The organism is Dokdonella sp. (assembly GCF_049593775.1).
Classification (GTDB): Bacteria; Pseudomonadota; Gammaproteobacteria; order Xanthomonadales; family Rhodanobacteraceae; genus Dokdonella.
This window is the reverse complement of sequence record NZ_JBAWHJ010000489.1, coordinates 1-11,401: the sequence shown is the minus strand read 5'-3', so window position 1 is coordinate 11,401 and position 11,401 is coordinate 1. Positions and strand designations below refer to the sequence as shown.

Genomic DNA, 11,401 nt, shown 5'->3' with positions numbered 1-11,401 from the left:
CAAGTGAGCCAGGCTCGTGCGGCAGCCGACAACGCCGAAATGAAGCTCGATCAGACTCGACAAGCAGCGGTCCGCCAGATTGTGCGCGCAAACAACACGCTGGATTCAAGCCTCGAAACCTGGCAGGCAGCGACCGCGTTGAAGGCCGCCAGCCAGATCACATTCGACGCTGCGCTGGAGGCTTATCGAAATGGTGTAGGCACCATTACCGGAGTTCATGCTGCCGAAATTCAGCTCGGCGAGGCGGAAAATGCCACGGCTGACGCATACAGTGGCGCGTTGTCCGCGGCAGCTACGCTGGCATTGGCCACGGGTGCACTGGGTAGCGCGCCGTAGCCATCCCGTCACGCATCAAAAGATGAGCGAGGTTCGCTCTCGATCAAGACCGACTAGCTGGCGCTGCTTGCTGCTTGCTGTTTGCTGACGTTGGCCAGGGCAATCTTTCTGTGCTGCCGTGTTTCTCCCTGCAGGGACCATGAATCGAACACCATGATCATGCATGTCAGTAACCACCCGATGCGTTTTCTTTCGATGTTTCCGATCACCGAGGTCGCGCGCCTGATCAGCTTGCCGCGCAACACGATCAAGAAGTGGCCCGGAACACGCGGGCGCGATGAGCACAAGTATGTTCGCCGACCTGCCAAGACCGGTCCCGACTCCTTTTTTGATCAGGCACTGCATCGCTTGCAGACCCAATCCTTCCAACCGACACGCGATTGCCGCACGCTGCTGGCACTGTTTCGCGCACCGCGGTTACACTCGATCGACGACTACACGAACGGAGCATTCGCATGACCTTGAAGGGCAAACACTCGACACGCCGCTCGGCGGATGACGACCTCTACGCAACGGAGGACAACGCCACGATCGCAGTCGGCTTTCCCGAACGCGAGAGCGCGGCGCGCCAGGCCTATGCACTGGTGCATGACGAGCTGATGCTCGACGGAAATTCCCGCCAGAACCTGGCCACGTTTTGCCAGACCTGGGAGGATCCCGAAGCGCACTTGTTGATGGACGAGTGCATCGACAAGAACATGGTCGACAAGGACGAGTATCCGCAGACTGCAGAGATCGAGGCGCGCTGCGTACGCATGCTCGCGGATCTCTGGCACTCGCCGGCGAAGGCCGAGGGCATCGGATGTTCCACCACTGGTTCGAGCGAGGCGGCAATGCTCGGCGGTCTGGCAATGAAGCGTCGCTGGGAGGCAGCACGCAAGGCGGCCGGCAAGCCGACCGACCGGCCAAACCTGATCACCGGGCCTGTCCAGGTGTGCTGGCACAAGTTCACGCGTTACTGGGACGTCGAACATCGTGAAATTCCGATGGACGAGGGTCGACTGCTGATGACGCCGGAAGAAGTGCTTGCGCGTTGCGACGAGAACACCATCGGCGTGGTGCCAACCCTGGGCGTGACTTTCACTGGCCAGTACGAACCGGTAAAGGCAGTTGCTGAAGCGCTCGACACGTATCAGGCCGAAACAGGCCTCGATATTCCGATCCATGTAGATGGTGCCAGCGGTGCATTCCTGGCACCTTTCTGCGCGCCAGAACTTGAGTGGGACTTCCGCCTGCCACGAGTGCGATCGATCAATTCTTCGGGCCACAAATTCGGACTCGCTCCGCTGGGCGTGGGCTGGGTACTGTGGCGCGAAGCAAAGGACCTGCCGGAAGATCTGGTCTTCTGGGTCAACTATCTCGGCGGCAACATGCGCGATATCGCGCTGAACTTCTCCCGCCCTGCCGGACAAGTCGTTTGCCAGTATTACAACTTCCTTCGACTGGGCCGCGAAGGCTATGAAAAGGTGCACAGCGCCTGTTATGAAACGGCGCAGTTCCTGGCACGCGAAATTGCCAAGCTGGGTCCCTTTGAAATCCTCTACGACGGTCGCATGGACGGCGGAATACCGGCGTTGTGCTGGCAGATCAAGGAAGGCACCGATCCCGGCTATAGCCTGTACGACGTGGCGGACAGGCTGCGCATGCGCGGCTGGCAGGTTCCTGCGTACAGCCTGCCGGCGAATCTGCAGCAACAGGTGGTGCAGCGCATCCTGGTTCGCCATGGCGTCAGCCGCGATCTGGCCGCCTTGCTTGTCACTGACATGAAGAAGGTGCTGCAGCACTTTGCAGCGCATCCGGTGCATACCTCGATGTCGCCGCAGGAGGCGACCGGCTTCCACCATTGAGTTCGACATTCACCGCGCAGCCCGCCAGGGACAGCGGTAGCGGTCCCTGGCCATTCATCACGCGCCGCATACATCACGGCGCGGATGGTGCGCTGCACGTGGTGCATTCGCGCGCCTGGCGCAAGGCGCATTTCGGCGAGGCACTGAATCGCCCAATTGGCGTGCTGTTTGCTCTTGGCTCGCTACTGTTTGCGGCGGGTAGCGTATTGAGTCTGTGGCCGGCATTGGCCCGAGCGGGTTCGCTGAACAGTCTGGCCGTCAATGCGGTCTTCTTTTCCGGATCCATTCCGTTCACGCTGGCCGCAGCATTGCAGTGGTTCCAGGCCGCCAGTGCTACGCCATTCGGTACAAGCGAACTGGAAGCGCCGCGACGACGCATTGGCGATTGGCTGCGTGACATTGGCTGGCTGAGTTGCGCCTTGCAGTTCGCCGGAACCCTGCTGTTCAACTTGAACACGTTCGATGCCATGCACACGCCAGGCAACTGGCTGGCACAGGACATCTTCGTCTGGACGCCGAACTTGCTGGGTTCGATCTTGTTCCTGGCCTCAGGCTATCTGGCGTTCGTCGAAACCTGCCACGCACACGGCGCCTGGAGGCCGCACGAACTGGTCTGGTGGTTGACGGCAGCCAATCTGCTCGGCTGCATCGCCTTCATGGTGTCGGCGATTTTCGCTTTCGTGCCGCCGCATGCATCAACAATGCCGCTGGCCTCCATTGCGCTCAGCTTCACCTTGCTTGGAGCAATCGGATTCCTGATCGGCTCGTGCCTGCTGTACCGCGAAGCGGTGTCTTGAATTGATTGCCGACAATAGCGATTTGCCTGACTACACCTAGGATTCGATACAGCTCTCGATACTCTGATCAGGTGCGCCATTCGCCCCCTGGCGGGAGAGCGTGCCCTCGGATCCCGCGCCCGAGCCCCTTGTCCACCACTCCAAGTCGCCATCCACATATCGCGCCCCACTCGCTGATATTGCGATCAGCATGTTGTAGGTGCTTCCCTTGTATCTGATCGTGGCGGAGTCGGCGCTTGGGTAGGTTGCTGCAATCGTTTCGCCGCTATTGCACGAGTAGCTGTGCAATGACGCCAGGTCAGCAACGGGCGCTTGCATGTCGACGTCCTTCCGGGGGACGTCCGAACAGGCAGAAACGAACAGCATTGGAGAAATTGCCAGGGGAACAAGAATTTTCAATGTGATACACCGTTTTTTCATGGGTTGACCAATATCGGCAACGAGCTGCCGCGAAACACCTGGGCAATGAAACCGTTCCGAGCGCATCGAATCATCGGGTACCTGGACTGCCTGGCAATCCGGCGCGATGCAGACTGCACCTGCGCATTTCAACTGGCGAACGCGACGCGCTGAATTTCGCCGCCGCCCCGTTGATCTGACGCTGAGGCTATCCTAAGCTAAGAACGCTTTCATCGAATGCAATGGACTTGGCGCAACACCCTTGTCGAGCACAGTGCAACGGTGTTTTTCAGTTACATACTCGACACTCGCTCTATCGTACCGGGCGAGTCGTTGCACTACGGGAGTCCCGCCATGCCGCTTCGATGTATCCCTGATTCATCCGTGACACTTCTTCACGATTGCGTGGCCTGCTGACGTGTGCACCTCGCTCAACTACACCAACGCCGATGGCGCCGTCTTTTATGGACGAACCCTGGAACTTTCACAGGAATTGCCCTACCAGGTCACCTATTTCCCGCCAGGAGAGAAATTCCAGTCCGCGGTGACGGGTGGTCCGCCGCTGTCCTACACCTCCATGCACGGCATGGTAACCATCACCATGCCGGACAGAATCCCGACCAAGGACTCGCCGCTCCAGATTGACGATTTCAAGATCATGGAGGGGCTCAATGACCAAGGGCTAACTTTCAGCCTGCTTGCCTATCCCTCTTCCACGGCCGGCAAGGACAAGCTGGCGATTACCAGGCAAGTGCTGTCGGCAATCGATCTTGGTTCCTGGGTGCTGAGTCAGTTTTCAAATGTCGGGGACGTCAAGGCTGCACTCGCCGAACAGACTGTCGCATTGGCCCCGCTTCCGGTCCTGGGCGGAAAGGTACCGCCGTTCCATTGGGTAGTGCACGACCGTGCTGGAGCGTCGATCGTCCTTGAATTTGACCAGGGCGCGCTGAGCGTCCACGACAACCCGGTCGGGGTGATGACCAACGGACCAGACTTCAACTGGCACCTCACCAATCTCAACAACTACACCTTCCTCAATAACCGGGATCAGTCCAGCGGACAGTTTGGCTCGCTGAAGGTGCACCAGCCAGACTCGGGCATTGCCACTGTCGGATTGCCCAGTTCCGAAACTTCGGTCGGCCGCTTTGTGCGGGCGGTCTACTACAGCGAGTATGCCGAGAAGGTCAGCAATCCGGATGCCTCGTTGCGGACACTGGCTCACATCATGAACAACTTTGATCGACCGAAGGGCATCACGATTGATGCCGTTGAGGAGAAAGGTGAGGGCCTGGATCTCAGTTCCTTCGGCGAGAACGGGGCGCAATTCACCACCGAATACACGTCATGGACCAGCTTGTCCGACTTGAATCGGACCCAGTTGCACATTCGCACCTACGAGAACCTCAATTTCACGATGCTCGACTTGCAGCGTCTTGCCGCTGCGAACGGCGTTCGCATGCTGTCGCTCAGCGCACTCGATCAGTCCGGCTCGGACTCGACCGATCTGCTGTTGAATGCAAAACCACCCGGGGCCTGAAACATCCAGGACGAAAACAGGGTGGCTGCGACTCTCGGTTCTCTTCGTTGGTCAGCCGCTGCCTTGCGGGAGCACTTTCTGCGCACGCGGAGTGCGCTTCTTGGCACACCACAAAGACGATCAGGAATCGGGCATGACAGCAAGTAGTTCATCTGTAATTCGGGAACACAAGAATGCCTCCCGGATGTTGGAGCGACGCAGCCTGTTGTGCGCGCACATGGCAGCGCTCGCGCTGATGTCGACGGCGCATGCCGATACGGGTGGCGCGGACGGCAGCGCCGACCCCGATGCCAGTCAACATGCTGCAACTCTTGCAGTAGCACCGGATCAGGATTCGCCGATTGCTGGCCGCGAAGGCCAAGAAGACGCTTCACCGTATGCAGTTTCCCAATCGGACTCCGATGGATGGAAGTACGCAGCGACACTCTACGGCTACCTCCCCTCGATAGACGGCGAAACAACGTTCCCGAGTGGCGCCGCTGGCCCCTCATTCACCATCGACCAACACAGGATCGTGTCGGGCCTGAAGTTCGCCTTCATGGGCTCGGTGCGCGCACACAAGGGCAACTGGGGCTTTCTGGCTGATTTGTTCTACGCCAAACTCGGTGACTCGGCCAACTTGTCCGGCGGCTTCGCGATCAACGGCATACCGGTCCAGGATGCTTCGGCAAACCTCAAGCTCGATTCAAAGACAACGATACTCAGCCTGGCAGGCACCTATGCGCTGGCGGATAAGCCACGTCACGTTACCAGGCTGGTCTTCGGCACACGGATGCTGGACACGCAGCAGAAACTCGACTGGCAGCTGACGGGAACGGTTCCCGGTGTGGGTACTGCAGGACTCAGCGGCATGTCGAATATCGACAGGACGAAATGGGACGGCATCGTCGGCCTGACCGGGCACGTACGCTTCGGTGAAGGATTGCGCTGGTCCGTTCCCTACTACGTTGATGCCGGCGCTGGCGACTCGAACTTCACCAGCCAGGCGCTGGTTGGAATCGGCTACTCGTACGACTGGGGCGATGTCGTCGCCGCATGGCGATACATCGATTACGACTTCAAGTCCGGCGAACTGATTTCCAGGCTGTCATTCAGTGGCCCCGCACTCGGCGCGGTCTTCAGGTTCTGAATGACCCACGTATACAGCGTTTGGCTGCGCACGACAGCGTTGACACAGTGCAGGCATCCCGCGCCTTGACCACGACCCACCCACCTCGTTCGGATCGCACGCAAAGGCATGCGCCCCCCCGGAACAACGCAACAACACAGCGGAGAAATTCGATGGACCTGACGAAATCAAGCGTGGCAGGACTGTTGGCAACCTTCATGGCCGCCAGTGCGTTTGCGCAATCGGCCAGCAATGAAAGCAGCTTGCTGGTTGCGGCGCGCGAAGAACAGGCGGCGGTAATCGCGTCACTGGAAAAGATGGTACTGATCGAGTCCGGCTCGAACGATATCGAGGGACTGGAGGAGATGGCAAGGTACTCACAGGATCGCCTGCAAGCTCTCGGTGCCGCCACGGAAAGAGTCCCCGCCACCAACGGCCAGGCACCGGGGCTGGTGAAGGGAGTTTTCAAAGGCAATGGCAAGTTGCGTGTCATGCTGATCGCACACATGGACACGGTGTATCGTCAGGGCATCCTTGATGTCGAGCCCTATCGCCGCGAGGGCAACAAGTTGTTCGGCCCCGGCATCGCCGATGACAAAGGCGGCATCGCCGTAGTTCTTCACTCGCTGGCGATCCTGCAGAAGTCGGGCTGGAACGATTACGAGACACTGACGGTGCTGTTCGATCCGGATGAGGAGATCGGCTCACCGGGTTCGGGCGCGATCATCGCGCAGCTTGGCAGCGAAAATGACGTGGTACTTTCGTACGAACCCAGTCCGGCGAAATCAATCGCCCAAGACGAAGGCGTGCTGCTGAGCGCAGCGGGCACCGCCCAGATCAAGCTGGTCGTAACCGGGCGTGCTGCTCACGCCGGTGCCGCGCATGCGGAAGGCCGCAATGCCCTGATCGAGCTCGCCCACCAACTCGTGCAAACGCGTGATCTCGCAGAAACCATACCGGGTGCGCAACTGAACTGGACCACGGCCAACGGTGGCACGGCACGCAACCAGATTCCGGGGCGGGCGGAAGCCGGCTCGGACGTCCGTTTCACCAGGCAGGGGGCAGCCGAAGAACTGCTGGCCGCAATCAGGAGCAAGGTGAACGAAAATCCGTTGATTCCCGACACACAAAGCGAAGTATCCATGGAAATCATGCGGCCCATGTTCGTGGCCGGCGAGAAGGGCCTCAAGCTTGCACAGCTAGCGAAATCGATCTATGCGGAGCTGGACAGCGGCACCCTGGAAGAAGAGACCACGCGCGAAATGCCCGGGCCGAATGCGCCGGGCCGCAACTTGCTGCTGATCCCTGAAACAACAGGCGGAACAGATGCGGGCTTCGCCGCAAGCTCGGGCAAACCGGCGGTTCTGGAGAGCATGGGGCTGGCGGGATGGGGCTACCACGCAAAGAACGAGTTCATCGAGATCGATTCGATCGTGCCGCGCCTCTACCTGACCTCGCGCATGCTCGTCGAACTGGGCAAGCGGGCAAGTGCTGGCGACCCGCTCTGAAGCGATTGCGGAACCCGACGGCTGTCGGGTTCGTTACAGCGCTCGCGTTCACGAAGCCGGCATCTGTCGACATCTCATCGAGATCACGGGCCCGTCAAAGACAATGGAACAATCCGGGCGCCCCTCAGATCAGACTGGACGACAGCATGCGGAGCGCCTGCCGCGGACACTGTCAATCGTGATGATCGATGCTGCCGGGAGAAATCGATTTGTCCGGCGTGATCCTGCATCGACCTGCAGCCATCCAGGCCCAGTGAACGAAGCACGAGATGCAACGCCCCGCAACAAAAGCATTCCTGCCAGCGCAATACCAGGCTCGAGCACAATTTCGCCCTGCTTCGCTTTGCCGATATCCGGATCATTTCCGACCACGCCTTCGACATGCACAGCACCTGTTTAATCTGATAGCGTTCGTCTCGGCGACTGCGTCGCATTCTCTGGCTCGTTCCACCTGACGCTACCCAAGAACCTCCGGAGCAGAATCACGCACGCCACAGGACTTGTTGATTCTGCTTCGCTAGCCATGCAACTTTCAGTGTGGAGAAATCATGACGATCAGCGCAGACGCAGATCCGGTGGCCGACGCTCATCATCCCTGGTGGGCCTGGGCGGCACCACTTGCCGCCTGGTTGCTGCTTGCAATCAAGTTCACCGGGATCGCTTCAGGATCTTCTCCGGCGATGCTTGTTGCCGCCGCCGTATTCCTGGCCGGTGCGGTATTCGCATCAGTGCATCATGCCGAGATCATTGCCGCCAGAGTAGGCGAACCGTTCGGTTCAATCGTTCTGGCGATGGCAGTCACCGTTATCGAAGTGGCATTGATTGTCTCGGTCATGTTGTCGGCTGCCGAGGGGAGTGAGGCCCTGGCCCGCGACACCGTGTTTGCAACTGTCATGATCGTGCTGAATGGTGTCGTCGGACTGAGCCTGGTAGTGGGTGGTGCGAGATACCGGGCTCAATCCTTCCAGACCCAGGGTTCCGCTGCAGCACTCAGCGTTATCGGCACTTTGGCCGTCATTGCCCTGGTCCTGCCCAACTACACGCTCACGGTCATGGGTCCTTTCTATGCACCGGTTCAGATGGGATTGATCGGGCTGTTTTCGATGCTGCTCTACGGCGTCTTCCTGTTCGAACAGACGATCCGGCACCGTCAGTATTTCCTCGTGATCGAGGAACCATCATCCGGTTCCGCGGCCGAAAGCGTAGAGCATGCAGCGCCATCGAATCGCACCACGGCCGTCAGCCTCGCACTGCTCGTCACTGCATTGACCGCAGTGGTGGTACTGGCGAAGTTGTTGGCGCCAGCACTCGAAGAGCAGGTCGTGGCTGCCCATCTTCCCCTGTCGTTCGTAGGCGTCGTGATTGCCGCAGTGGTCCTGCTTCCCGAGGGAATAGCCGCAGTACGCGCTGCGCGCGCCAATCGCCTGCAGAACAGTCTGACCCTTGCGCTGGGCTCGGCAATGGCCACGATCGGACTCACCATTCCGGTCGTGGCTTTCACGGCCATCATGCTCGGTCAACCGCTACTGCTGGGATTGGGTCCTGAGGAAACCGTGCTTCTGCTGCTTACGTTGTTCATCGGCACGGTCACCCTTGCGACTGGGCGCACCACCCTGGTTCAGGGCGCTGTCCATCTGGTGATTTTCGCGATATTCCTCCTGCTATCCATCTTGCCTTGATCAATCCGCGAATCACTGACCGGTTGACTGCATTGGTGCTCGGCAGTGGCGGCCTGCCTGGGGGCTTGCTCCAGGGAGGGTCGGATTGCGCAGCGGCCCCAAGATACTGGAGGGGAGCAGACCCGGTTCTCGAGAGATCGTTCGAATGACTCAGGAGTAACCTCACTTGGCCGAACTCAGGGGGTTTGAATACTGCGCCCGACGACGTACCGCCGACGGAGATTTTTCCCGGACCGCACACAGTGCCCGCAAATTGCGGCATGGTAGTGTCCTGACTGCAGGCGATCCATGTCTAGCGGGACCATCCAGATGAGCCAAACGCCATGACCCGGGAATCGACACCTGTTCATTCGCAAAGCACCGGGGAATCGGATTCCAACGACCTTGCGAAGCTGGATTCCCGCACGTTTCGGCGGGTTATGGGGCGATTCTCGACCGGTGTAGCCGTCGTCACGTTTCTGCGTGACGGCGAACCCGCAGGTATCACCGTGAATTCGTTTCTTTCGGTATCCGCGGATCCACCTCTGGTGCTCGTGTCGCTACGCAAGGAATCGAGCGTGATCCATCATCTGGGGATTGGTGATTGCTACGGAGTGAGTTTCCTGACCGAAGAGCAAGTGGATATCGGCCTGCACTTTTCCGGCAAGCCGATAGAGAATCCGGATTTCTCCTTTGACGAAAGGGATGGCACGCCGCTGATACGTGGAAGCCTGGCGCAGGTGGTGGGCCGTGTGGTGGATGTGCATGAGGCAGGTGATCACTTCCTTTACATTGCCGGCGTCGAGCACCTCTGGCAGGGGCCTGAATCAAAACCGCTGATTTTCTACAGCGGGCGCTACAAGCAGATTCATGCCCTGGAGCCGGGCCGGCATTTCAGCGACGAGTTGCAGGGCTGGTAGGGTTCTGGCAAGAAGCATCCCCCTGCTCATCCGCGAATTTGCTCTCATGGCCGATGCACTCTTCCGAAGCGCGATTCGCATCGCGAGTGATGGCTTCCCGGAGCTGTTGAACCTGCCTCACTGCACGCATGGGCGTGAACTGCTCGTCTTGGTGAATTGACTGCCACATCTGCTGAGCGGGCACTCGACTCACGCGGACTGCGTCGGACTGATCTGGATCAATGCTGCCACGGGCAATCGCGATGACACTGTCGGCCAGAATCGGCGTCTGCCGTCGGGCTACATGCATCGCCACGAACAGACTCCATCGGACCTCCCCGACCCGTACCGTTGAGCGACACACATGTCTGAAGAGTCACCCCTGACCCGCCACCGGATCGACGCGTGTTTTCTCGGGCCTTACGGCGAGAACGACAGCTTGCTGGAGAAGCTTGTCGTTGAGTTTCTGCGCGACCATGTCTATTGGCGGCGCAACTTCCATCCGGAAGATCCGCCGGCAATCTCGACTGATGCGTCCCGCCATCCCGACTATCTGGCGTTCGAATCGCGCATGCGCCGCGAGTTGCATCAGCTCTCGGCATCATTGAAGAAATCGGTTCCGTTCCATAGCCCCCGCTACATGGGGCACATGGTTTCGGATCTGTTGCTGCCAGGGCTGATCGCACAGATCCTGACCCTGCCGTACAACCCGAACAATGTCAGCGAGGACTCAGCCCCCGTCACCGTGGACATGGAAGTGCAAGCTGGCCTGCAACTGGCGCGCATGATCGGCTATGTACACGATCCCTTGCAGCCCGATTGCGCGTTCGGCCACATCACCTCCGGTGGTTCCGTCGCAAACTACCAGGCCCTGCGTCTGGCGCTTGCACTGAAGGCATTTCCGGTGGCGTTGCGCAGCGCCGGCGTACCTGACCTGGCCTTGCCAGAAGATGACTGGAGCGCATTCAACCTGCATCCACGTGCAGGCACCCAATTGCTTGACGATTGGCAACAGTGGCTCGCTGCGCAGTCACCGAGTGAACGCAAGCATTGGCGTCGTTGCGTGCAGACCTCACGCATCGAGCATCTCGGCCTGATCGATTTTTTCGCCCGGCACCCTGAGTTGCGTGTGCCGCACGTGCTCGCTCCTGTCACCGCACACTATTCCTGGAGCAAGGGCCTGAAGCTGCTGGGTCTGGGTCGCGCGCAGATGCAGTTGCTGCCGGAACAGGGCATGCGCCTGGATACCGACGCCCTGGAATCGACGCTTGAACGTTGCCAGCGCGAACGTCAGCCAGTTCTGATGTCGGTT

At 59.6% G+C, this 11,401-nt stretch carries 10 protein-coding genes and 1 pseudogene; 10 read left to right on the top strand and 1 reads right to left on the bottom strand.

Translation table 11 applies throughout. From position 1 onward, the window contains the following. From WBP53_RS16995 to WBP53_RS16980, 4 genes are all read left to right on the top strand, one after another. Positions 1 to 336 (top strand): TolC family protein (locus tag WBP53_RS16995; RefSeq protein WP_423930936.1); only part of this gene is annotated, 336 nt, incomplete at its 5' end. A gap of 153 nt (positions 337 to 489) precedes the next feature. Beyond that, positions 490 to 795 (top strand): hypothetical protein, encoded by a 306-nt coding sequence (locus tag WBP53_RS16990; protein WP_423930935.1) that lies wholly within the window; start codon positions 490 to 492, stop codon positions 793 to 795. Then, positions 792 to 2,183: a glutamate decarboxylase gene (locus tag WBP53_RS16985; protein ID WP_423930934.1), complete on the top strand. Its 1,392-nt coding sequence runs from the start codon at positions 792 to 794 to the stop codon at positions 2,181 to 2,183. The genes WBP53_RS16990 and WBP53_RS16985 overlap by 4 nt, the downstream gene beginning before the upstream one ends. Continuing rightward, on the top strand, positions 2,180 to 2,980 hold the full coding sequence (locus WBP53_RS16980; protein ID WP_423930933.1) for a hypothetical protein: 801 nt from the start codon (positions 2,180 to 2,182) through the stop codon (positions 2,978 to 2,980). Before WBP53_RS16985 ends, WBP53_RS16980 begins: the two co-directional genes overlap by 4 nt. Before the next feature lie 36 nt (positions 2,981 to 3,016). Here the strand turns inward: WBP53_RS16980 and WBP53_RS16975 are convergent, their stop codons facing one another. After that, complete coding sequence (locus tag WBP53_RS16975) at positions 3,017 to 3,298, bottom strand: MliC family protein (protein ID WP_423930932.1); 282 nt, start codon at positions 3,296 to 3,298, stop codon at positions 3,017 to 3,019. A 499-nt stretch (positions 3,299 to 3,797) separates the two neighbouring features. On the opposite strand from WBP53_RS16975, the gene WBP53_RS16970 reads away from it, so the two are divergent. The 6 genes and pseudogenes from WBP53_RS16970 to WBP53_RS16945 all read left to right on the top strand — a co-directional run. Then, on the top strand, positions 3,798 to 4,916 hold the full coding sequence (locus WBP53_RS16970) for a linear amide C-N hydrolase (protein ID WP_423930931.1): 1,119 nt from the start codon (positions 3,798 to 3,800) through the stop codon (positions 4,914 to 4,916). A gap of 133 nt (positions 4,917 to 5,049) precedes the next feature. Further along, entirely contained in the window at positions 5,050 to 6,045 is a 996-nt protein-coding gene (locus WBP53_RS16965) for a hypothetical protein (protein WP_423930930.1), read from the top strand. 152 nt (positions 6,046 to 6,197) lie between these two features. Next, positions 6,198 to 7,532 carry a glutamate carboxypeptidase gene (locus WBP53_RS16960; protein ID WP_423930929.1) on the top strand — a complete coding sequence of 445 codons (1,335 nt, stop codon included), beginning with the start codon at positions 6,198 to 6,200 and terminating at the stop codon, positions 7,530 to 7,532. 548 nt (positions 7,533 to 8,080) lie between these two features. Further along, entirely contained in the window at positions 8,081 to 9,211 is a 1,131-nt protein-coding gene (locus WBP53_RS16955; protein WP_423930928.1) for a calcium:proton antiporter, read from the top strand. A 323-nt stretch (positions 9,212 to 9,534) separates the two neighbouring features. Beyond that, positions 9,535 to 10,110 carry a flavin reductase family protein gene (locus WBP53_RS16950; protein ID WP_423930927.1) on the top strand — a complete coding sequence of 192 codons (576 nt, stop codon included), beginning with the start codon at positions 9,535 to 9,537 and terminating at the stop codon, positions 10,108 to 10,110. Positions 10,111 to 10,453: 343 nt separating this feature from the next. Continuing rightward, positions 10,454 to 11,401 (top strand): annotated as a pseudogene (locus WBP53_RS16945) (pyridoxal-dependent decarboxylase); the annotation flags it as partial.